General features: G+C 64.0%; 16 protein-coding genes, 3 pseudogenes and 1 other annotated feature. Of the genes and pseudogenes, 8 read left to right on the top strand and 11 right to left on the bottom strand.

Annotated elements, in window-relative coordinates:
• Positions 1 to 6: 6 nt before the first annotated feature.
• The 5 genes from J5I97_RS12040 to J5I97_RS12020 form a co-directional block, all read right to left on the bottom strand.
• Positions 7 to 1,281: a DUF4105 domain-containing protein gene (locus J5I97_RS12040; protein ID WP_208586754.1), complete on the bottom strand. Its 1,275-nt coding sequence runs from the start codon at positions 1,279 to 1,281 to the stop codon at positions 7 to 9.
• A complete protein-coding gene (locus J5I97_RS12035; RefSeq protein WP_208586753.1) occupies positions 1,278 to 2,156 on the bottom strand; it encodes an HlyC/CorC family transporter in 879 nt (292 codons plus the stop codon). Before J5I97_RS12035 ends, J5I97_RS12040 begins: the two co-directional genes overlap by 4 nt.
• Positions 2,157 to 2,251: 95 nt before the next feature.
• A complete protein-coding gene (locus J5I97_RS12030) occupies positions 2,252 to 2,770 on the bottom strand; it encodes a hypothetical protein (RefSeq protein ID WP_208586752.1) in 519 nt (172 codons plus the stop codon).
• Entirely contained in the window at positions 2,770 to 3,255 is a 486-nt protein-coding gene (gene ybeY, locus J5I97_RS12025; protein WP_208586751.1) for an rRNA maturation RNase YbeY, read from the bottom strand. Before ybeY ends, J5I97_RS12030 begins: the two co-directional genes overlap by 1 nt.
• 325 nt (positions 3,256 to 3,580) lie before the next feature.
• Positions 3,581 to 4,570, bottom strand: coding sequence for a PhoH family protein (locus J5I97_RS12020; RefSeq protein ID WP_208586749.1), 990 nt, complete (start codon positions 4,568 to 4,570; stop codon positions 3,581 to 3,583).
• A gap of 525 nt (positions 4,571 to 5,095) precedes the next feature.
• On the opposite strand from J5I97_RS12020, the pseudogene J5I97_RS12015 reads away from it, so the two are divergent.
• Positions 5,096 to 5,284: pseudogene (locus tag J5I97_RS12015) on the top strand (IS5/IS1182 family transposase); the annotation flags it as partial.
• 115 nt (positions 5,285 to 5,399) lie between these two features.
• Here the strand turns inward: J5I97_RS12015 and J5I97_RS12010 are convergent.
• Positions 5,400 to 5,922, bottom strand: a pseudogene (locus J5I97_RS12010) (IS5 family transposase); the annotation flags it as partial.
• A gap of 123 nt (positions 5,923 to 6,045) precedes the next feature.
• Here J5I97_RS12010 and J5I97_RS12005 point away from each other — a divergent pair.
• From J5I97_RS12005 to secF, 7 genes and pseudogenes are all read left to right on the top strand, one after another.
• Positions 6,046 to 7,259 (top strand): IS3 family transposase gene (locus tag J5I97_RS12005; RefSeq protein ID WP_208586748.1). Its coding sequence is split into 2 segments (ribosomal slippage): positions 6,046 to 6,331 and positions 6,331 to 7,259, totalling 1,215 coding nucleotides; the frame shifts between segments, so codons are not numbered across the junction.
• Positions 6,321 to 6,437 (top strand) — a sequence feature (AL1L pseudoknot). (Overlaps the previous gene by 117 nt.)
• 41 nt (positions 7,260 to 7,300) lie before the next feature.
• Positions 7,301 to 7,947: pseudogene (locus J5I97_RS12000) on the top strand (IS3 family transposase); the annotation flags it as partial.
• Positions 7,948 to 8,108: 161 nt separating this feature from the next.
• The gene (queA, locus tag J5I97_RS11995) at positions 8,109 to 9,179 is read left to right on the top strand and encodes a tRNA preQ1(34) S-adenosylmethionine ribosyltransferase-isomerase QueA (protein WP_208586747.1); all 1,071 of its coding nucleotides are present in this window, start codon (positions 8,109 to 8,111) and stop codon (positions 9,177 to 9,179) included.
• Positions 9,180 to 9,260: 81 nt separating this feature from the next.
• Positions 9,261 to 10,406, top strand: a complete 1,146-nt coding sequence (tgt, locus tag J5I97_RS11990; RefSeq protein WP_208586746.1) for a tRNA guanosine(34) transglycosylase Tgt — start codon at positions 9,261 to 9,263, stop codon at positions 10,404 to 10,406.
• 122 nt (positions 10,407 to 10,528) lie between these two features.
• Positions 10,529 to 10,882: a preprotein translocase subunit YajC gene (gene yajC / locus J5I97_RS11985; protein WP_208586745.1), complete on the top strand. Its 354-nt coding sequence runs from the start codon at positions 10,529 to 10,531 to the stop codon at positions 10,880 to 10,882.
• A gap of 186 nt (positions 10,883 to 11,068) precedes the next feature.
• The gene (gene secD / locus J5I97_RS11980) at positions 11,069 to 12,913 is read left to right on the top strand and encodes a protein translocase subunit SecD (protein WP_208586744.1); all 1,845 of its coding nucleotides are present in this window, start codon (positions 11,069 to 11,071) and stop codon (positions 12,911 to 12,913) included.
• A 59-nt stretch (positions 12,914 to 12,972) separates the two neighbouring features.
• A complete protein-coding gene (gene secF / locus J5I97_RS11975) occupies positions 12,973 to 13,941 on the top strand; it encodes a protein translocase subunit SecF (RefSeq protein ID WP_208586743.1) in 969 nt (322 codons plus the stop codon).
• A gap of 99 nt (positions 13,942 to 14,040) precedes the next feature.
• Here secF and J5I97_RS11970 read toward each other — a convergent pair whose 3' ends face one another.
• The 5 genes from J5I97_RS11970 to ptsP all read right to left on the bottom strand — a co-directional run bounded on the left by J5I97_RS11970 (position 14,041) and on the right by ptsP (position 21,975).
• A complete protein-coding gene (locus J5I97_RS11970) occupies positions 14,041 to 14,256 on the bottom strand; it encodes a hypothetical protein (RefSeq protein ID WP_208586742.1) in 216 nt (71 codons plus the stop codon).
• A 937-nt stretch (positions 14,257 to 15,193) separates the two neighbouring features.
• Entirely contained in the window at positions 15,194 to 16,471 is a 1,278-nt protein-coding gene (locus J5I97_RS11965) for a carbohydrate porin (RefSeq protein WP_208586740.1), read from the bottom strand.
• Between the two features lie 183 nt (positions 16,472 to 16,654).
• Positions 16,655 to 18,391, bottom strand: coding sequence for a PTS fructose transporter subunit IIC (locus J5I97_RS11960; protein ID WP_208586738.1), 1,737 nt, complete (start codon positions 18,389 to 18,391; stop codon positions 16,655 to 16,657).
• A 117-nt stretch (positions 18,392 to 18,508) separates the two neighbouring features.
• Positions 18,509 to 19,462: a 1-phosphofructokinase gene (gene pfkB / locus J5I97_RS11955; RefSeq protein ID WP_208586737.1), complete on the bottom strand. Its 954-nt coding sequence runs from the start codon at positions 19,460 to 19,462 to the stop codon at positions 18,509 to 18,511.
• On the bottom strand, positions 19,459 to 21,975 hold the full coding sequence (gene ptsP / locus J5I97_RS11950; protein WP_208586736.1) for a phosphoenolpyruvate--protein phosphotransferase: 2,517 nt from the start codon (positions 21,973 to 21,975) through the stop codon (positions 19,459 to 19,461). The genes pfkB and ptsP overlap by 4 nt, the downstream gene beginning before the upstream one ends.
• Between the last annotated feature and the right edge of the window lie 26 nt (positions 21,976 to 22,001).

Genomic DNA, 22,001 nt, shown 5'->3' with positions numbered 1-22,001 from the left:
CCCGGATCAGCGCGTGCTGGCAGACAAGTCACGCCGCCGCAACGCGATGGCGAGCGCGGCGTGGATCGGCAATAGCAGCAGCACCCAGTGCAGGTTGTCCTGCGCCTGGAACGACAGCCAGTGGATCAGCAAGGCCAGCAATGCCGCAGCAGCAACCACCCAGTGCAGCACGTCGAACCAGCGTCCGGGCCGGCGCCCACGCAGCAGTGCGACACCGCCGACCATCAGCACAACGCACAGTGGGTTGATCAGCAACAGGTTGCGGTTGGCCCATGCCGATTGGTGCGCGGTAAAGCCCCACAGATACACCAGCAACCCGCCGCCGATTGTGCACAACAGCCAGTACGGCAGCGCAAGGGTAGCCAGCAGACGTTGTTGCCTGCGACCAAACGTCACCACGCCGGCAGCGACGATGAGACCGGTCAGCAGCCATGGCCACCAATGACGTTTCTGTTCGTCCGGTTCGGGTGCGATGCGATGCGGCAGCAATACCTGTGTGGATTGCACCAAGGGGCGGCCGGCGCTGTTGTGCACCTGGGTCAGGCCGTCGGCCAGACGCATCGGCACGAACGCTTCTTCCCAGCGCGACAACGGGCGGTCCGCATACGGCCCCAAGCCCAGATCGAAGCCTAGCCACATCCATGGGGCAGGGGAGGCCAGGCGCACTGCTTCGCTACGAAACGTGTTGCCGCGCGAGCGGCCGGCCAGCTGCGATTTCAGCGCGCCGCCCATTGCCCGGTCCAGCGTGTCGCGGACCATCGTGGCGCAATTGGCTTCGAAATAATCGTAGTGATAGCGCGCATTTTCCGGCCGGGCGCGCACAGTCAACCCATCGGCCAATGCGCGTGCCTGTTCCGGTGGCAGATCCAGCCATTGCACGCTGACACCGCGGCCAACGGCGCGGTATTGCGAAAGGTCTTCTTCCAGCGGCAACGCCATCAGGTAATACATCATTTCGCCTCGCGCAAAACGCGTGCCGAAGTCCGGCTCGCTCGGGTCAAAAAAGCCGAAGTTGTAAGAGGTCGCCTGCCGGGTGACGGGATCGACCACCACGATGGCATCGTGACCGAAGCGCTCGAAGAACACTTCACCCGGTTGCATGGTGACCACGCCGATGCGCGGTGCCTGCACTGGTGCGTGGGCGGGCGCTTGGCCGGCGATCTGAGCGAAGGCTGCCGGTGCGATCAGCACCGCCAACAACGCCAGGACCCAGGATGCGGCCCATCGCCGAGCGCTGCAGCGGAAGGGTGCTGCAGCGGCAATGCCACGCGACAGGTTCAAGCGTCGCCCTGCGGTTCGTGCGGCAAAATGGTGACGTGGAAGGCATGCACGCGCCGCGCATCGGCCTTGGTCACACGGAACGTGAAGTATCCCAGCGTCAGTTCTTCGCCGGTCTCCGGCAGGTGGCCGATCGCATCGGTAACCAGGCCACCGACGGTGTCGTATTCGTCGTCGGGAAATTCGGCGCCAAAGCGTTCGTTGAAGTCCTCGATCGGCGTCAGCGCATCGACTACGTAACGGCCGTCGGCCTGAATCGCGATCAGCGAATTCTCTTCTTCGGCATCGTCGTGCTCGTCGTCGATCTGACCGACGATCTGCTCCAGCACGTCTTCAATGGTGACCAGGCCGGCGACGCCGCCGTACTCGTCCACCACGATCGCCATGTGGTTGCGCGACAGGCGAAATTCCTTGAGCAGGACGTTGAGCTTTTTCGACTCGGGGATCAGTACCGCCGGGCGCAGCAGTTCGCGCACGTTGCCGGGACCATTGTCGGCGACCACGCCGCGCAACAGGTCCTTGGCCAGCAGGATGCCGAGCACTTCGTCCTTGTTCTCGCCGTGGACAGGGAAGCGCGAATGGCCGGATTCGACCACCTGCTTCATCAGGTCGATGAAGCGCGCTTCCACGGGCAGCGAGACCATTTGCGAGCGCGAGATCATTACGTCGCCCACGGTGAGCTCGGACACGGAGATGGCGCCTTCCATCATGCGCAAGGTGTCTGCAGCGATGAGACCGTCCTGTTCGGCGGTCCGCAGCAACGCGACAAGTTCGTCGCGGGTGTGGGGTTCGCCAGAGAAGGCAGCGCTCAGGCGCTCTAGCCAGCTACGGCGTTTTTCAGGTGTTTCTGAGGATTGGCTAGTGTCGTCTTCGGACATCGTTACGGGGAACGGCACCCGGCAAACCAGGCATTAGATACCAGTCTAGCAGGAAGCCGGCAAAGCGCCGCAGAGGCAATGCGCAGTGTCCGGTCTCAGGGCAGATCGAGGCTATAACCGCAGCCGACCACGGTCTTGCCTGGGTGCGACTTGACGGTGGTCACGCTGAGCACGATCGACTCGATCATCGCCTCCCCGGTCTTCGGATTGGTCGTGTCTTCACTGACTAGCTCGCGGCCGTACATGACTTTGTCGGCGTTATCCACACCAAGTTCCAGGTTCAATTGTTTGGCCAGCGGACGCGGATCAGGCAGGTTCAGGATCGCCATGATGCTGGTGCCGGAAAACGCGATATGGCTGGTGTTGTGGCCAAACACGTTGATCGGCGTGTTGAGCGTGTACTCGGTCATGAACAGATTGGACTGCTCCAGCGGTGTCCAGCCCAGCGCGACCGCCTTGAGCGGGTCGGCCAGCACCGGCGCCAAGGCGCTGAAATCGCCGATGCGCTGACGGCATTCGATCAACGCCGGTATGTCCGGGCGTACCGGCCAGATACGGGCCCAGGCGCTGGAGGAGACCAGCAACAACAACACGGCTGCGACGCAGGCACGCATCAGCGCTCTCCAGCGTAGGGATCTTCAACGCCGAGATCGGCCAGAATTTCGCGCTCCAGCTGCTCCATTGCATCGGCCTCCTTTTCGTCTTCGTGATCCCAGCCAAGCAGGTGCAAGGTGCCGTGCACGGTCAGATGCGCATAGTGCGCCGCCAGTGATTTGCCTTGTTCGGCTGCCTCGCGTGCCACCACCGGTGCGCAGATCACCAGATCGCCCAGCAGCGGCATCTTGATGCCCTTGGGCAAGCTTTCGGGCAGCTCGGCCGGAAAGCTCAGCACATTGGTGGCGTAGTCCTTGCCGCGGTAGTGGTGATTGAGCGAGCAGCCTTCCTTCTCATCGACCACGCGCACCGCCAGATCGGCCTCGCGGATGCGTTCCTTCAGCGCCGCAGCCACCCACTTGCGAAAACTCACCGCCGACGGCAAGCCGGCGCGCGGCAGCGCGTAACTGACGACAACCTCGAGGCGGACCGGGCCTTTGATCATGGCTAGAGCTTCCTGGGCAAGAGAGTCAATGAGAGCAGATGATCAGCGACATCACCGCAGACCCATCGGCAACGCGGTCGTGCGTACGGCCGATCGGGCAACGTCTGCAGCGGCGATTGTAGTCCTGCCCCTTCAAGCTTGAAACGAAGTCGGGCTGGTCATGCATCCAGACCGCAGCAATGCCGCCTTCGATGAGCCGACCAGCAACCGGCTCGCGCGGTGCGCGTGCAAGATCGGTGAGCTGTCACAACCGCGTGCATCCGTGGCGGCGAGCGTTCCTGCCGTAGCCACTGCGCTTGCCAGTACAAGGCTGGCAAGACGCTGCTCACTCAGTGTTGCCCTTGGTAGCGTTTTCCTGCTGATCGCGCCTGTCGTATGCAGTGACGATGCGCTGTACCAACGGATGGCGCACCACATCGCGTGCTTCGAAGAAGGTGAAGCTGGCGCCTTCTACATTGCGTAGCACTTCGACCGCATCGCGCAGGCCGGATTTGACGTGCTTGGGCAGATCGACCTGAGTCAGGTCGCCGGTCACCACGGCAGTGGAGCCGAAGCCTAGACGGGTCAGGAACATCTTCATCTGCTCGATGGTGGTGTTCTGCGCTTCGTCCAGGATCACATACGCATCGTTGAGCGTGCGCCCGCGCATATAGGCCAGCGGCGCGATCTCGATGACGTTGCGCTCCAGCAGCTTGACCACTTTTTCCACACCCAGCATTTCATACAACGCGTCGTACAGCGGGCGCAGATACGGGTCCACCTTTTGGCTGAGATCGCCGGGCAGAAAGCCCAGCTTCTCGCCGGCTTCCACCGCCGGGCGCACCAGAATCAGCCGTTGCACGCGCGATTCGTTCAGTGCCTCAACCGCGCAGGCCACCGCCAGGAACGTCTTGCCGGTGCCGGCCGGACCAATCCCGAAGTTGATGTCATGGGTGGCGATCGCGTGCAGATATTTGGCTTGATTGGCGCCGCGGCCACGCACGGTGCCGCGCTTGACCCTGATCGCCACGTCCTGCGCCTGATAAGCGCGCTCTGCCACGTGATCGAGGTTGGCATCGTTCAGCCGTAGATGAATCGCCTGATTGTCGAAGACGGTGGAGGCGGCCTCGTCGTACAGTGCGGTCAGCAACGACTGCGTGGCGGCGATTGCCGGCTCCGGGCCAGTGACCCGGAAGATGTTGCCGCGGTTGGCGATCTCGACCCCAAGCTTGAGTTCGATCTGGCGCAGATGCGCGTCGAACGGGCCGGCCAAGTTGGCCAAGCGCTCGGTGTCGGCGGGTTCCAAGGTGAAATCGCGATGTGCAGGTGAGTTCATGGTCGGATCGGACAGCGCGCGCAGGCGGCGTCGGTAGGGCGGGACGGGGCGAAAAGGGTAGCGTGCGCCATGTGATTCCACCAACAAACCGGACGGCGCGGCACCGTGCCGATGGAGCCACGCGCGGGCAAGAGCGAGTTCTCCACAATCGCTGTGGAGTCACGCATCACTAACTTGTGGATAAAATTTCTCATGACCTACTGGCGCAAGGCGCGACAGGGTGGTGGCGAAAAAACCACCAGTGCGCGCGCGGTTGTCCACAAGCGGTGTGGATCGATCTCGGCAAAGCCTGTGGGTAAGTGCGGTGACGCGTTGTGCTGCAAGGCATTGCAGATGAGTGGCGAAAATTTGATCGCTGGCGCGCGTGATGCGCGATGAGGTGTCGGTGTCGTTGCTGTGCGCGATTGTGATTGTGCCTCGCGCGCCCACGCTGCCGGTATCGATCGGCAGCCCGATCTCAACCTCGCAGCAAGTACGTGCTTGGGCGACTTTCTGCCAACGCTGGAACCTCTGAACAACTCCCCGATCGGCACCCTGGAAGAGGTGCCGGACGAAACCACGATCCTCAACTTCCGCCGGTTGCTGGAGACGCACGATCTGGCGCGCAAGCTGTTCAACCGGGTCGCCGCGCACCTGTTGCGCAAGGGGCAGAGCCTGCGAGGCGGCACGATCGTGGACGCCACGATCATTGCTGCGCCCAGTTCGACCAAGAACTAAGGAAGGTCTGATCAACGCGGCCGGAGTATGAGGCAAGCTACATTGGCCACGCCGACGGCGTTCAGACCCTCTTTTTTGCCGTTTCCGGCGCGTTTGCGGGGTGTTGCCCGAGTTACAGGCACACCCTCCCCATGACAGGCATCAACTGCTTTCGCTTCAGCCACAAGTTCGACAGCGCAAACAGCGTCAGCACCTGCGCAGTCTTCTTCGCCAGGCCGCGATAGCGCACCTTAGACGTAGCCAAACTGACGCTTGATCACCCGAAACGGGTGTTCCACCTTCGCACGCAGACTGGCCTTGGTGTGCTCCCAGCATTTGACCCACTTCACTTCCCGCTTGCTCTTGATTTGCTTCAGTTTCGAGGGCTTCTCCGCGATCAGATAGCGCAGCTTGCGCTTGTGCTTCATCTCTTCGCGCTTCTCCAGCCCGGTGTAGCCGCTGTCGCCGCTCACCGTGTCCTCCTTGCCGTGCAGCAGTTTGTACGCCTGCGTGATGTCGGCCACGTTGGCCGCCGTGCATTCCACGTGGTGCACCAGACCGGAGGCATCGTCCACCCCGATGTGCGCCTTCATCCCGAAGAAATAGTTGTTGCCCTTCTTGGTCTGGTGCATCTGCGGATCACGCGCGCCCTCCTTAGGGAAGGTCTGAACAACTCTCAACACCTAAAAATATCAGCATAGAGAGCGCCAGTAACGCGTAAATTGGGTATGAACCGCCCCGGGATTTCGGGAGGCTCCAACTCTTGAGAAGATGGAGCCATGAGCAAGACGAAATATTCACCGGAAGTGCGAGCGCGGGCGGTTCGGCTGGTGCGGGAGCATCAGGGGGAGTACGGCTCGCAGTGGGCGGCGATCGAGTCGATTGCCGGGAAGATCGGCTGTTCGGCGCAGACGCTGTGCAATTGGGTGCGGCAGGCCGAGCGTGATGCTGGCGAGCGTTCGGGATTGAGCACGGACGAGCGGGCGCAGTTGAAGGATCTGTTGCGGGAGAACCGGCAGCTGCGGCAGGCCAACGAGATCCTGCGCAAGGCCAGCGCATATTTCGCCCAGGCGGAGCTCGACCGCCGCTTCAAGCCCTGACCACGTTCGTGACCGAACATCGCGATGTCCACGGGGTCGAGCCGATCTGCCAGGTGCTGCAGGTTGCCCCGTCGACGTATTACCGCCACGCGGGGCGGGAAGCGGACGCGAACTTGCGCCCGAACCGCTGGTGGAAGGACCAGGCGCTGCGCCCGCAGATCCGGCGGGTATGGGAGCAGAACCGACAGGTGTACGGCGTGCGCAAGGTCTGGCGGCAGCTCAAGCGCGAGGGCTATCAAGTGGCCCGCTGCACGGTGGAGCGGCTGATGGGCGAGCTGGGCCTGCACGGGGTGGTGCGCGGAAAGGTGGTCAAGACCACGATCAGCGACAAGCGGCCGTGCCCGCTGGACAAGGTGAACCGGCAGTTCCATGCGCCGTCGCCAAACCGACTGTGGGTCAGCGACTTCACCTACGTCTCGACCTGGGCCGGGTTCGTGTACGTGGCTTTCGTGATCGACGTGTACGCACGGCGGATCGTGGGCTGGAAGGTGTCGCAGACGGCGCACACGGACTTCGTGCTGGACGCACTGGAGCAAGCGTTGCATGCGCGGCGGCCCACCGAAGGCGGCCTGATCCACCACTGCGACCGCGGCGTGCAGTATGTGTCGATCCGCTACACCGAGCGGCTGGCCGACGCCGGGATCGAGCCGTCGGTGGGCAGCGTGGGCGATAGCTACGACAACGCGCTGGCCGAGACGATCAACGGGTTGTACAAGGCTGAGGTGATCCACCGGCGCTCATGGCGCAATCGCCAGGACGTCGAACTGGCCACCCTGGATTGGGTGGACTGGTACAACCACAAGCGATTGCTGGGGTCGATCGGGAACATTCCGCCAGCAGAAGCCGAAGAGGCTGACTATCGACAACAGGCCGGTTACGTCAAAGCGGCGTGACTCAAACCAAACGGCCTCCCAACTTCCCGGGGCGGTTCAGACGCATCGTGAACTACAAGCGGGTGGAGCGGTTGTACCGCGAGCAGCAGTTACAAGTCCGCCGCCGCCAGCGGAAAAAGGTTCCAGTGGGCGAGCGCCAACCATTGTTGCGGCCATCGCAGGCCAACCAGGTGTGGTCGATGGACGTCGTGTTCGACCGCACTGCCGAAGGGCGGGTACTCAAGTGTCTGGTGATCGTGGACGATGCAACCCACGAAGCGGTCGCCATCGACGTGGAGCGCGCAATCTCGGGCCACGGGGTGACGCGCGTGCTGGACCGACTGGCCCACAGTCGCGGTTTGCCGCAGGTGATCCGCACTGAGCGCGAAGCCTGCCCTCGGGGCACAACGGCAAGGAGTTTTGCGGTAAGGCAATGGTCGCCTGGGCGCATGCCCGTGGCGTGCAGTTGCGGCTGATCCAACCCGGCAAGCCAAACCAGAACGCCTACGTCGAATCCTTCAATAGCCGACTACGCGACGAATGCCTCAACGAGCACTGGTTCCCGACGTTGCTGCATGCGCGCACCGAGATCGAACGCTGGCGGCGCGAATACAACCAGGATCGACCCAAGAAAGCAATCGGCGGCATGACACCGGCTGCTTATGCCCAACATCTGGCAAACACCGATATCATTAGCACTGGACTCTAAACCCGGCCGCTACTCAGGGCGGGGGGACGTCGCTGCCACGACAACGCACCCGTGGAGAGCTTCTTCGGCCTGCTCAAACGCGAGCGGATCACCCCATTCCCGATTCCCGATTCCTGGCCGCAGTTACAATGTGCGGCTACTCAGCCAACGATCCTGCGGCCTTGAAGAAGTCCGATTTCCATTACGACCTGCCCGACGAACTGATCGCCCAGTCGCCGCTGGCTGAGCGCGCTGCCAGCCGCTTGCTGGTGGTGCCGCCGTCGCCGCTGGCGCTGGTCGACCGCCAGGTGCGCGATCTGCCTGAGCTGCTGCAGCCGGGCGATCTGCTGATCTTCAACGACACCCGGGTGATCCCGGCGCGCCTGTTCGGCCAGAAGGCCAGCGGCGGGCGGGTCGAGATCCTGATCGAGCGCCTGCTTGGCGAGCGCCAGGCGCGGGTGCAGATCGGTGCCAGCAAATCGCCGAAGGCCGGGAGCCTGATCGCGCTCGATGCCGGCGGGCAGGCCGAGGTGCTGGGCCGCGATGGCGAGTTCTATCTGCTTCGCTTCGATATCCCCACACCGCTGGAGCACTGGCTGCTGGAAGCCGGGCGCCTGCCGTTGCCGCCGTACATTCGCCGCGAGCCAGGGGTGGAAGACCGCGAGCGCTATCAGACCGTGTTCGCGCGCGAAGTCGGCGCGGTCGCCGCGCCCACCGCCGGCCTGCATTTCGATGAAGCGCTGCTGGCGCAGCTGCGCGAGCGCGGGGTGGAGTTCGGCCACATCACCTTGCATGTGGGCGCCGGTACCTTCCAGCCGGTGCGCGTGGACAAGCTCGATCAGCATGTGATGCACACCGAATGGCTCAATGTCGGCGCCGGGCTGGTGGAGCAGGTCCGCCGTACTCGAGCGCGTGGCGGCCGCGTCATCGCGGTGGGAACCACGGTGGTGCGCTCGCTGGAAAGCGCCTGGCGCATCACCGACAGCGCCCCCGAGGGTGAATTGCTGCCGTTCGCCGGCGAAACCCAGATCTTCATCCTGCCCGGCTACCGCATCCGCAGCGTCGATGCGATGGTCACCAACTTCCATCTGCCCGAAAGCACGCTGCTGATGATGGTGTCGGCCTTCGCCGGCCGCGAGCGTATCTTCGAGGCCTATCAGCACGCTATTGCGCAGCGCTATCGCTTCTTTTCGTATGGCGATGCGATGTTGTTGTGGAGCAGGGAATTGGGAGTGGGGAATGGTGAATCGTAAAGCGGCACTCGCCGCACGTTCCGCCATTTGCAAAGCGCTTGTGCGATTCCCAAATTCCGATTCCCCATTCCCGGCTTTCCAATGTCCCGACTCCAGTTCCAGCTCCAAACCACCGACGGCAATGCCCGGCGTGGCCGCCTGACGTTTCCGCGCGGGACGGTGGAAACGCCGGCGTTCATGCCGGTGGGCACCTACGGCTCGGTCAAGGGCATCCTGCCCGAGCAGATCCGCGCGCTGGGTGCGGAGATCATTCTGGGCAATACCTTTCATTTGTATCTGCGGCCGGGGCTGGATGTGATCGGCGATCACGGCGGGCTGCACGGGTTTGCGCGCTGGGACGGGCCGATCCTTACCGATTCCGGCGGTTTCCAAGTGTTTTCGCTGGCGCATCGCCGCAAGATCACCGACCAGGGCGTGACGTTCTCCTCGCCCACCGATGGCGCGCGGGTGTTCTTAGGTCCCGAAGAAAGCATGCAGATCCAGAAGGTGCTCGATTCGGACATCGTGATGATCTTCGACGAGTGCACGCCGTACCCGGCCACCGAAGACGTCGCGCGGTGCTCGATGGAGCTGAGCCTGCGCTGGGCGCAGCGCTCGCGCGACGCGCACGACGGGCTTGGCAACGACGCGGCGCTGTTCGGCATCGTGCAGGGCGGGGTGCATCCGGATCTGCGCAGCCGCTCGCTGGACGGGCTGCAAGGCATCGGCTTCGACGGGTATGCGATCGGCGGGCTGGCGGTCGGCGAGCCGGAGCACGAGCGCAACGCCATGCTCGAACACCTGCATCCGCGTCTGCCGGCCGAGCGCCCGCGCTACCTGATGGGTGTGGGTCGCCCCGAAGATCTGGTCGAGGGCGTGGCGCGTGGCGTGGACATGTTCGACTGCGTGATGCCCACCCGCAACGCACGCAACGGCCACTATTTCACCTCGTTCGGCACGGTGCGCATCCGCAATGCCAAGTACGAGCGCGATCTGGACACCATCGAGCCGGGTTGCGGCTGCCATGCCTGCGGCAGCGGCTACACGCGCTCCTACCTGCGCCATTTGGACCGCTGCGGCGAGATGCTGGCGCCGATGTTGGGCACCCTGCACAACCTCTGGTACTACGAAAAATTGATGTCCGATATGCGCACGGCGATCGCCTCGGGAACCTTCGTGGAGTTCCGGCGGTCTTTCTATTCGGCCCGTGGCGCCACTACGCCGCCGTTGTCGGGGGAATCCAGCTGAGAACGGCCTGGCGCGTACGGCGTGGTACCTGCATGGCATAATGCCCGGCTGTTCCGCTACGGCGGTACCTGAATAGCGAGCGGCCCTGTTGGCGCGCTGGCACCAAACTTAGGATGCATTGAATGACTCTGCTCGATTTCCTGATCCCCGTCGCCCAGGCGCAGGCCACTGGCGGCGCGCCGGTGCCCAGCCCGATGGGAAGCCTGTCCACCTTCGCACTGCCGATCATCCTGATCGCAGTCATGTACTTTTTGATGATCCGCCCGCAGATGAAGCGCCAGAAAGAGCACAAGTCGCTGCTGGACAAGCTGGCGCGCGGTGATGAAGTCATCACCTCCAGCGGCGTCGCTGGCGTGATCACCGATATCGGCGACAACTTCATCACCGTGGAGGTGGCCGACAACGTTCGGATCCGCGTGCAGAAGAGCGCCGTGGGCCATGTGCTGCCCAAGGGCACGTTGAAGTCCGCCAACTGAGAGCGGCTTCAAAACGACTGCGCACACCGTCAGGCGGGCGCAGTCGGTGCTCCGATTCGGTACCCATTCCGGTTCCTTGCACCGCTCGTATCCCCCTGGCGACCGCTCGCGACGTTGTATCGGTTGCTTGAAGTTGTTCTCACTGCTAGGCGTGTCACCGGGATGGTGTCGCGCGGGACCGTCGCAATGCTTGAATTTCCTCGCTGGAAATACTTCCTGATCCTACTGGTGCTGGCGGTCAGTGCGCTGTATGCACTGCCCAATCTCTATCAGAAGAACCCGTCCGTGCAAATCACCGCCAACCGCGGTGCTCATCTCGACGACGCCTTGCGCAGCCGCATCGACGCCGAACTCAAGGGCGCCGGCATTACACCGAAAGCCGTCACCAAGGAAGGCGAGAGCCTGATGGTGCGTCTGCCGAGCCTGCAGGCACAGACCCGCGCCAACGACGTGCTGCGCCAGCAATTGGGCGAGAACTACACGGTGGCGCTGAACCTGGCGTCCACCGTGCCGGACTGGCTGGCCAAGCTGGGCGGCCGGCCGATGGTGCTGGGTTTGGACTTGGTCGGTGGCGTGCACTTCGCCATGCAGGTGGATCAGAAAGCCGCGCTGGAAAAGCGTCTGGACGGCTTTGCCGAAGACATCCGCACCACGCTACGCGACAGCCGAATCGCCTATCGCGCGGTCGAGCGCCGCGGTGACAACAGCATCCACGTCAGCCTGGGCGAGGGCGCCAGCGCCGATGCCGCGCGCACCGCGTTAGTCAAGTCGCAGCCGACCCTGGCGTATAACGTCAGCGGCCAGAACATCACCGTCGAGGTGCCGGAGGCCGAGCGCAAGCAAATCGCCGCCGGTGCGATCGAGCAGAACCTCGCCACGCTGCGCAACCGCGTCAACGAGCTGGGTGTGGCCGAGCCGATCATCCAGCGCCAGGGCGAAGACCGCATCGTGGTCGAACTGCCGGGCGTGCAGGACACCGCCGAGGCCAAGCGCCTGATCGGCGCGACCGCCACACTGGAATTCCGCGGCGTGGTCGAAGGCAATGCCGAAGACGCCGTGCGTACCGGCAGCATCCCGCCGGAAGCCAAGGTCTATCGCGTGCGTGATACCGGCGCGCCGGTGTTGCTCAACAAGCGTGTGCTGGTATCCGGCGACCAGATGGTCAATGCCACCGTCAGCAACGATCAGAACGGCATGCCTGCCGTGGCGGTGACGCTGAACAACGTCGCCGGCCAGCGCATGCTCGATTACACCAGCGCCAATGTCGGCAAGCTGATGTCGGTGGTCTACATCGAGCGCATCCCCACCGTGACCATGGTCGACGGCAAGGAGGTGCGTAGCGTGCGGGTCAAGGAAGAAGCCTTGTCGCCGACCCGCATCGCGGGCGTGTTCGGCAAGAACTTCCAGACCACCGGCCTGGAAAAAGCCGAAGCCGAAAATCTGGCCAAGCTGCTGCGCGCCGGCTCGTTGGCCGCACCGATGGACTTCGTCGAGGAATACGTGATCGGCCCGAGCCTGGGTGCAGAGAACGTTGAGCGCGGCGTCACCGCAGTGGTCTTCTCGTTCGTGTTCACCCTGGTGTTTTTCACTGTGTATTACCGCATGTTCGGCGCGATCACCTCGGTGGCGCTGTTGTTCAACCTGCTGATCGTGATCGCGGTGATGTCGCTCTTCGGCGCCACTATGACGCTGCCCGGCTTCGCCGGTCTGGCGCTGTCGGTCGGCCTGTCAGTGGATGCCAATGTGTTGATCAACGAGCGTATCCGCGAGGAAATGCGTCTGGGCGTGCCGCCCAAGTCGGCCATCGTTGCCGGTTACGAGAAGGCCGGCGGCACCATCCTCGACGCCAACCTCACCGGGTTGATCGTCGGCGTGGCGCTTTATGCGTTCGGTACCGGCCCGCTGAAGGGCTTCGCTCTGACCATGATCATCGGTATTTTCGCCTCGATGTTTACCGCGATCACCGTGTCGCGCGCGCTGGCGGTGCTGATCTACGGTAGCCGTAAAAAACTCAAGTCGGTCGCCATTTAATGCGAGTCCCTCGCAAGAGCCCGCACATCAATGTGCGGACTTTTTAGGAAGATCCTTCCATGAAAATTTTTCCGCTTCATCTAATCCCTAACGACACCAAGATCGACTTCATGCGCCTGCGCAAGCCGGTGTTGATCCTGATGCTGCTGATCGCCGTCGCTTCGATCGGCATCATCGTCGGCAAGGGTTTCAACTACGCACTGGAATTCACCGGCGGTACGCTGGTGCAGACCTCATTCCAGAAGACGGTGGACGTGGACCAGGTGCGCCAGCAACTGACCAAGGCCGGCTTCGAGAACGCCCAGGTGCAGAACGCCCGCGGCGGCAACGAGGTGATGATTCGCCTGCAGCCGCGCGCCCAGCACAACAATAACGACGATGCCGCGCGTAGCGTCGCCGAAGAAGTACGCAAAGCCGTCAGCACCGAGCAAAACCCTGCCACCGTGCAGCCGGGTGAATTCGTCGGCCCGCAGGTCGGCAAGGACTTGGCCTTGAACGGCGTGTACGCCACGGTCTTCATGCTGGTGGGCTTTTTGATCTACATCGGCTTCCGCTTCGAGTGGAAGTTCGCGGTGGTCGCCAGTCTGACCGCGTTGTTTGATCTGTTGGTCACGTTGGCGTACGTGTCGCTGACCGGCCGCGAGTTCGACCTGACCGTGCTGGCCGGCCTGTTGTCGGTGATGGGCTTTGCGATCAACGACATCATCGTGGTGTTCGACCGTGTGCGCGAAAACTTCCGTGCGCTGCGCGTGGAGCCGCTGCAAGTGCTGAACCGCTCGATCAACCAGACGCTCTCGCGCACGGTGATCACCGCGGTGATGTTCTTCCTGTCTGCCATGGCGCTATATATCTACGGCGGCGAGTCGATGGAAGGCCTGGCCGAGACCCACATGGTCGGCGCAGTGATCGTGGTGATCTCGTCGGTGATCGTGGCAGTGCCGATGCTCAGCATTGGACCGTTCGCAGTGACCAAGCAGGATCTGCTGCCCAGGGCCAAGGACGTGGAGGCGCTGGCGCGTCGTCCTTGATTGATTGGCAAATGGTGTGACGAAAAAACCGCGCATTGCGCGGTTTTTTCGTTTCTGGCGTTGGACGTTGAGGGTGCACGGTCGTGCACTGTGACGCCGCTACTCAGGATTTTGAACACTAGCCTCGCTGTCGCTGTCGCTGTCGCTGTCGCTGTCGCTGTCGCTGTCGCTGTCGCTGTCGCTGTCGCTGTCGCTGTCGCTGTCGCTGTCGCTGTCGCTGTCGCTGTCGCTGTCGCTGTCGCTGTCGCTGTCGCTGTCGCTGTCGCTGTCGCTGTGTTTTTGATCTGCTTTTGCGGTTGGCTTCTCATCCCCCATACCGCAGCGGCAAGCCGGGTAGATACAATCCGCAGGGCGGCGCGCATGGATGCGCGACGTTTTTGTAGGGGACATAAAATTTCTACCCGGCTTGCTTACCCGTAGCGCGTAGGGGCGGGAGGACGGGGGTGTGTTTCTTTGGTTACTTTTCTTTGCACAAGCAAAGAAAGTAACTCGTTCCCCGAAGGGAAGCGAAAGCTCTGCACTTGCATTGGCTTACCGCTCTTGCTTTTGCTCATCAATGCGACACAGTGGAATCAAAGGCTTTCACGCCCTGCGGGCGCGAGTCACTTTTCTTTGCTTGTGCAAAGAAAAGTAACCAAAAGAAAGCACACCCCGTCCTCCCGCCTTCCGCGCTGCGCGCTCCAGGTGCGCAAGTCCGGCAGAAATTTTTGTAAGGGACATCCATGTCCCATACAAAAACGTCGTGCATCCATGCGCGCCGCCCTGCGGATTGTATCTGCCGGCCTTGCCGCTGCGGTATGGGGCCCCGGTAAAGCAGAGCCGGAGCGCCGGAGCAACAACCAAAACAACAACTAAAGGGCACCTCTAATAAACCCAAAAAACTCGACAAAGGTGCTCGCAAGGCATTGATTCGCATGGCGTACAATTTATGGAGTCGAGGTTTTTAGAGGCGCCCTAAAGCCAGGGCAACGGCACGCTAGCGTTGAGTACCCGATGCGGGTGATTTCTCCGTGTTTTAGAAGCACGCTTGCGCGCGACCATGCTTTGCCGATAACGCCTCATCGCGCGCAGGCACGCTCCTACCAGGCAAGCCAAGACAAGGAGAGGCAAGGCTAGACGAAATATCGAACACATCCGGCAGCCTCAACCACCCGATTCAACGCAAAGCAACGCGCTCCACACGATTTCAGATGACGCTCCACAGGGAGTCACGCGCGTAGCCCAACGCGACGCGCGTAGCCTCTCCCCCAACTTACAAATTCCAATCCACCCGCATGCCTGCGATCAACGCATTCTTCAGATCGTTGGTGCGGGTCGGCTCGTTGAACTGATCCGGATTGATCACGTAATGCAGGTTCGGCGCGATGCGCAAGCGCTGGGTGACCTGAATTCCGTAGCTCAGCTCCATCATGATCTGGTTATCGTGCGGCGTGCCGGTGCCACCCGCCGAAGCCCGGGCCAGGCGCAGGTTTTCGATTGCCTCGTCGCTGTACTTCTGCTGTGTAATCACGAAGGCGATGTTGTCCTGCGGGCGGCTGGTAAAGGTGCCTTTCTGCACCAGACCGAGCTGGATGAAGTGGTCTTCGATCACCTGGCCAGAGGTGCCCTTGAGCACCGCGCCGAACACGGTCAGGCCGCCGGTGCCGGCCGGGTCGGGGTTGGTGACCTGTTGTTCGAAGCGGGCAAACAGACCGGAGCGACCCTGCTCGTTTTCATAACCTAGGCCGCTGAGCAGGGCCGGGTTGCCGTTGCGATCGCGCAGCGGGTCGGTGTAGTCGGAGTTGTCCTGCCAGCCGCCGAGTTCGTACATCGCCGCCAAGCCGCCGTCGCCGCCCTTGTTTTTGTAGCCGATCGCGTATGGCAAGACCACGCCGGTGGTGTCGTCGGTGCTCCACTTCAGTCCGTGCTGGCCGTCCTGGGCCTGCACCGGGTTCACCTCATAGGCACCCACGTGCAGATAGACCTTGGGCGTAACCCAGGCGGTGGCGTGTGCGGCCCAGCTTGAGACAGGCCAATAGGTGAAGTTGCTGGTGCGGAACACGAAGGTGGGGTTGCCGCAGGTCGAGTTGCTCTGGAAGTACTGGCAAAGGTCCGAGCCGAGGAAATGGGTATTGGCCACGCTGCGGCCGGCTTCCAGTTCCAGGCGGTCGTTGAAGAGCTTTTGCAGCAATGTGAAGTTGGCCAGGCGCGTGCCCTGGCCCCCGTAAATTTCCTGCACCGAGGTGCTGTTGCCGATGCTGCTGTTGGACAGGTTGGTGCCGTGGCGGCTGGAGACGTACAGCTTGACCGTGGCGCCGCCCCAGCCGAACAGGCGGTCCATGTCGACGTCGGTACCGACCATCAACTGGCCGGCGTAGGCATCGCCGCTTTTGCGGCCGCCATCGATCATCGAGGCCGCTTCGCCGGTGTAGCCCAGTTTGAGCTTGAAGGCGTCGGCGGCGTCCTGCGCGTAGGCGAGCGGGGTCAGCGCCAGTGTCAGCGACAGGTACAGCAGGTGGGGGCGGGCACGGCGGGGGGCGAGGGCGTTCATGGCAGGACTCCGGACGAAGAGGGCGTGGCCGAGGTGGCAAACGCCACAGCAAGAAGGTAGGCGGGCAGCTGGCCGTGCACGCAGGTGCGCAGCGCAGCGGTGAAACCAATCAGTGGCGAGGCGAGCCAGCAATCAGACGAGTCGGATGTAGGGGCAGGATTCGGCAGTCACTTGGCCGCAGCCTCAGGCGACGACCCCGGCAACCGGCTTCTTGAGCAGGCGTAGTGCCACCGCAGTGACCACCACGCCGACCACCAGTGCCAGTACGTAATTGAGTAAGTGGGTCACGGCATTGGGAATCAGCAGTACGAAGATGCCGCCGTGCGGTGCCTTCAATTCGGCACCGGCAGTCATCGAGATCGCGCCGGCCACGGCTGAGCCGATCACCAACGCGGGGATGGTGCGTAACGGGTCGCGCGCAGCATACGGGATCGCGCCTTCGGTGACGAAGGCCAGGCCGAGCACAGCGGCAGCGGTAGCAGAGCCGCGTTCTTCGACGGTGAAGCGGTTGCGGAACACCCAGGTTGCGAGTGCGATGCCCAGCGGCGGGGTCATGCCGGCCACCATGGCGGCAGCCATCGGGGTGTAGACCTGGCTGGCGATCAGGCCGGTAGAGAACGCATAGGCGGCCTTGTTGACCGGCCCGCCCATGTCGAAGGCCATCATGCCGCCGAGCAACAGGCCGAGCAGTAAAGCGCTGCTGCCCTGCATGCCGCGCAGCCAGGCGGTGAGCCAGGCCAGCAAGTCTGCCACCGGTTGGCCGAACACGTACATCATCGCCAGGCCGACCAGCAGGGTGCCCAGCACCGGCAGGATCAGCACCGGCTTGAGCCCTTCCAGGTTGCGTGGCAGGCGGAGGTAGCGGTTGAGCGTAGCCACACCGTAGCCGGCGATGAAGCCGGCAATGATACCGCCCAGAAAACCGGCATTGAGATTGGCCCCGACCAGACCGCCGATCATGCCGGGCGCGATGCCGGGGCGGTCGGCGATGGAGTAGGCGATGTAACCGGCCAGCGCCGGCACCATCAGGGTGAAGCCGGCCTTGGCGCCGATCTGGAACAGCGACCAGGCCAGCGTGCCCTGATGTGCGTCGTCGCCGGCATAGATGCCGCCGAGCGCGAACGCCAGTGCAATCAACAAGCCGCCGGCAGTGACGAACGGCAGCATGAACGACACCCCGGTCATCAGGTGTTTGTAAGCGCCGGTGCGCGCATTGTCTTTGCTTTCGGATTTGGCAGCCCCTACGAGCGGCGCGGCGCCGACATGCACGCCGGCTTCGGCCAGCGCCTTCTGGATCAATGCCGGGCCATCGTTGATTGCCGGCTTGGTACCGCTTTTGAACAACCGCTTGCCCCCGAAACGAGCCAGGTCGACTTCGCGATCGGCCGCGATCAGTACCAGGTCGGCGTCGCGGATTTCGGCGTCGGTCAATGCGTCCTGCGCACCGACCGAGCCCTGGGTTTCCACGCGGATCTGGTAGTCGAGTTTCTTGGCCGCCTGCTGTAGGCCTTCGGCGGCCATGAAGGTGTGCGCGATTCCGGTGGGGCATGAAGTGATCGCGACGATGCGCTTGCTGCCCGAGCCAGCCGTGCCTGCGGTAGCCGAGGTGTTTGCGGTGGCAGGTGCGGCGAGCTGGTCCAGCGCAGCGGCCGGATCGTCCAGCACTGCGCCCAGGCTCAGTCGCACGAGTTTTGCACCGCCGAAGCGGGCGGTGTCGGCATCGGCGTCGCCGACCACCAGCACCTGGGTGGCGGTGCCGGCTAGCTCGTCAGGCAATGCGCCGAGCACGCCCTGGTCGCTGCGGATTTCGATTGTCACGCTGCGCCCGGCGGCGGTGGCCGCGCGGCGCAGCGCTTCGGCCGCCAGGACGGCTTCGGTGCTGCGTTCGCCAGCGGCGATGACCGCGATGGAAGAGGACATGCGAATCTCCTGCCTTGTTCGGACGCCGGGTCAAGCCGGCGATATACATGGGTTCTGCAGCAACTCTCTTCAGCACAATGCGGTGTTGGTCGAGCAGTCGCGCTTGAGAATTCCCAACTAGAGGTGGTCGATCTCGATTTCTGTGGCGAGCGTGCGAACCTGCTGCGGATTCAGGCGTCGCGCATCGCCGCTTTCCAGCCGGCTGACCGAGAACGCGGTCGCCAGGCGCGCGCAACTTTCCAGATTGGTGGGTTCTCCAAGCAGCGCGGCGGCCAGGCCGGCTACCATCGCATCGCCAGCGCCCACACTGCTGCCGTGGGCCAATCGTGGCGGCCGCGCGATCAAACGCTGGTTGCGCTGCACGAACAAAGCGCCTTCGGTGCCCATCGAAATGACGACCAGCTGGATGCCGCGTGCGATCAGTTCGTGCGCGGCAGTGCTGAGCGCGGCGCTGCTGGTCAAAGGGAGGCCGGTCCAGGCTTCCAGTTCGTGCCGGTTCGGCTTGACCGCGTAGGGCAATGCCTCACGCGGGGCGCTGAGCGCAGACACCAGTGGCGCGCCGCTGGTGTCCAGCAGCACGCGCGCGCCAGCGGCGCTGGCCTGGGCCTGTAAGTGTGCCCAGCTGTCGTCCGGCAGGCCGGCCGGCAGACTGCCCGACAGCACCACCGGCAGGCCGGGACGCAGCAGCGGGGCCAGATGCTCGGCCACGCCTTGCAGATTAGGCTGGCCCAGGCGCAAGCCGGGCAGGTTGATGTCGGTGGTGTCGTTGCTGCGCGCTTCGACCAGCTTGAGATTGATGCGGGTTTCGCCGGCCACGCGTTGGCAGTGGTCGATGATGCCGCGCTCGCGAAACAGTGCCTCGAACACGCCGGCGTTGCAGGCGCCGAGCACACCAAGTGCGGCGACCTGGCTGCCCCAATCGGCCAGGCAGGCGGCGACGTTGATGCCCTTTCCGCCTGCGTCGTTGCGCACGCTGCTGGCGCGATGCACCGCGCCGGGCTGCAGGCTGTCGAGCTGAATGGTCTGGTCGATCGCCGGATTCAGCGTGACCGTGATGGCCTGCAGGCTCATGCCTGGCCCTCGCGTTGTGTTTCCAGCGCACGCACCTGTTCGGCGGTCTCGCACGCCAAAGCCTGTTCGGCCAACCGCTGCAACTGGCTCAGCGTGGTGCCGCGCAGGCGTGCCTTCACCGCCGGGATATCGTTTGGCGTCATCGACAATTCCTGCACGCCCAGGCCAGCCAGCAGGCTGGCGCCGAACGGGTCGCCGGCCAGGCCGCCGCACACGCCGACCCACCGGTCGTGTGCGCGCGCTCCTTCAATGGTACTGCGGATCATGCGCAGCACTGCCGGATGGAGGCTGTCTGCTTCGCCGGCCAGCTCCGGGTTCTGGCGGTCGATCGCCAGCACGTATTGGGTGAGGTCGTTGGTGCCGATCGAGAAGAAGTCTGCGTGCCGTGCCAGCACGTCTGCTTGCGCGGCGGCGGCGGGCACTTCGATCATGATGCCGATCGGCAATTCCGGTGCATCCAGCTCGGCGCGGATGCGTGCGCAGATTTCGCGCAAGCTGATCAGCTCCGGCACCGAGGTGATCATTGGGAACATGATCGACAGCCGCGCGCCGTCTTTGGCGGCGCGGTAAAGCGCACGCAGCTGCGGTTCGAGCAGGTCCGGGCGACGCAGCAGCAGGCGCGCGCCACGCACGCCCAGGAACGGGTTTTCTTCGTGCGGCAGTTCCAGATGGGCCACCTGCTTGTCGCCGCCGATGTCCAGCGCACGCACGATCAGCGGCCGGCCATCCAGCGCCTGCGCCATCGCCAGGTAGGTTTTGTACTGCTCGTCTTCGGTGGGCGTGCTCCCGCTTTCCAAGAACAGGAACTCGGTACGCATCAGGCCGACGCCTTCGGCACCCTGGGCCAACGCCATCGCGACCTGGTCGGGCAGATTGACGTTGGCACCGATGTCGATGTGGTGGCCATCGGTGGTTTCGGCCGGCAATGCACGTTGCGCGGCCTCGCGCTCGCGAACCGCCTGCTGCTCGGCGATATGCCTGCGGGCGGCGTCCAGATCCACGTCGGACGGGTTGATGTACAAGCGCCCGCTGCTGCCGTCGATGATGGCAGTGATGCCGTCTTCGATATCCAGCAACTGGCCGCCGGCAGCGACCAGCGCCGGCAGGCCAAGCGTGCGCGACAGGATCGCAGTGTGCGAAGTCGGCCCGCCCTGTGCCGTGGCCAGGCCGAGCACGCGCGTAGTGTCCAGATTGGCGGTGTCCGACGGCGACAGATCGCCGGCCAGCAAGATGCAGGGCTGGGTGGGTAGGTCGGTCAGGCCCGCGCCGGCTGCGGCCGGATCGAGCTGGGCCAGCACGCGGCGGCCGACGTCGCGCAGATCCGCAGAGCGACCGGCCAGCACCGGGTTGCCGAGTGCGGCCAAGCCCGAGGCGATTTGCTCGACCGCCTGATGCCACGACCACGCCACGCCGTGGCCTTCGACCATCAGCTGGCAGGTGCGGGTGATCAGGTCGGTGTCGTTGAGTAGCTCGGCCTGGGCCTTAAAGATGGCTGCGTCCGAGGCGCCGAGCCGGCGCTGGGTGTCGTCCTGGATTGCCGCCAACTGCTGGCGGGTGCGCGCCAGCGCGTCGTGCAGCAGCGCACCGCCATCGCCCAGGCCGACCGGCTGGTCGGCCACTTCGGTATGCGCCGCGCGCAGGCGGTGTACGATGCCGATCGCCACGCCCGGGCTGGCGCCAATGCCGACGATGGCCGGCTGCGCCTGCGGCGGCGTCCAACCGACCACTGGGGCGGCGCGGCGTTGCGCGGCGCGCTCGGCATCGGCCTTTTCCTGAGCGGTCAGGCTGTCCATCACCGCGCGCAGGCGCTTGAGCAGCGCGGCGGCATCGCTGCCTTCGGCCGAGACGGTAATTTTGTCGCCGGCACGCAGGCCGAGCTGCAACAGGCCGACCAGGCTCTTGGCATCGGCGGCCTGATCGCCGGCGCGCACCTGGGCGCGTGCCGGGAAACCGCGTGCAGTCTCGGCCCAACGGGTGGCCGGGCGCGCGTGCAGGCCGCTTGGATAGGCGATGGTCCACTCGAAGGACTCGGCCAGATCGGTGGCTGGCGCGGCGCTGGTATCGGGCCCGCGGTCGCCGGTCAACGCCGCCACAATCATGCCAGGGTCGTCGGTGGTGAACAGCGCTTCCAGCTCGGCCGGGTCCTGGATCAACCGGGTCAGGCGGCGCAGTAGGGTGATGTGGGTGTCCGACTGCGCGGCGATGCCGACCACTAAGCGAGTGGTCTGACCGGGATTCCATTCCACGCCCTCGGGCAACTGCAGCACCGCGATGCCGTCGCGGCGCACCAGATGGCGGTCTTCCCCGACCCCATGCGGAATTGCTAGTCCGTGGCCGAGAAAGGTGTTCGCCAGACCTTCGCGGCGCCGCATGCTGGCCTCGTAGCCCGGCGCGACGCAGCCGGCCGCTATCAGCAGCTGGGCGGCCTGCGCAATGGCGTCGTCCTTGTCGCGGGCATGCGCACGCAGGCGCACGAGGTCGGGGGTGACGGGGGCGGGCAACGGAGAAGACAAGGCAGGCTCGGAGTCGTGAAGCGGGC

The organism is Xanthomonas fragariae (genome assembly GCF_017603965.1).
Lineage (GTDB): Bacteria > Pseudomonadota > Gammaproteobacteria > Xanthomonadales > Xanthomonadaceae > Xanthomonas > Xanthomonas fragariae_A.
Note: the sequence above shows the minus strand (reverse complement) of the source record. Positions and strands in the feature narration are given on the sequence as shown.

Excerpts from the sequence above, each read along its gene's own strand:
- J5I97_RS12035 (WP_208586753.1), bottom strand. The coding sequence starts at position 2,156 with ATGTCCGAAGACGACACTAGCCAATCCTCAGAAACACCTGAAAAACGC.
- J5I97_RS12030 (WP_208586752.1), bottom strand. The coding sequence starts at position 2,770 with ATGCGTGCCTGCGTCGCAGCCGTGTTGTTGTTGCTGGTCTCCTCCAGC.
- ybeY (WP_208586751.1), bottom strand. The coding sequence starts at position 3,255 with ATGATCAAAGGCCCGGTCCGCCTCGAGGTTGTCGTCAGTTACGCGCTG.
- J5I97_RS12020 (WP_208586749.1), bottom strand. The coding sequence starts at position 4,570 with ATGAACTCACCTGCACATCGCGATTTCACCTTGGAACCCGCCGACACC.
- tgt (WP_208586746.1), top strand. The coding sequence starts at position 9,261 with ATGTCCCGACTCCAGTTCCAGCTCCAAACCACCGACGGCAATGCCCGG.
- yajC (WP_208586745.1), top strand. The coding sequence starts at position 10,529 with ATGACTCTGCTCGATTTCCTGATCCCCGTCGCCCAGGCGCAGGCCACT.
- secD (WP_208586744.1), top strand. The coding sequence starts at position 11,069 with ATGCTTGAATTTCCTCGCTGGAAATACTTCCTGATCCTACTGGTGCTG.
- secF (WP_208586743.1), top strand. The coding sequence starts at position 12,973 with ATGAAAATTTTTCCGCTTCATCTAATCCCTAACGACACCAAGATCGAC.
- J5I97_RS11970 (WP_208586742.1), bottom strand. The coding sequence starts at position 14,256 with ATGGGGGATGAGAAGCCAACCGCAAAAGCAGATCAAAAACACAGCGAC.
- J5I97_RS11965 (WP_208586740.1), bottom strand. The coding sequence starts at position 16,471 with ATGAACGCCCTCGCCCCCCGCCGTGCCCGCCCCCACCTGCTGTACCTG.
- J5I97_RS11960 (WP_208586738.1), bottom strand. The coding sequence starts at position 18,391 with ATGTCCTCTTCCATCGCGGTCATCGCCGCTGGCGAACGCAGCACCGAA.
- pfkB (WP_208586737.1), bottom strand. The coding sequence starts at position 19,462 with ATGAGCCTGCAGGCCATCACGGTCACGCTGAATCCGGCGATCGACCAG.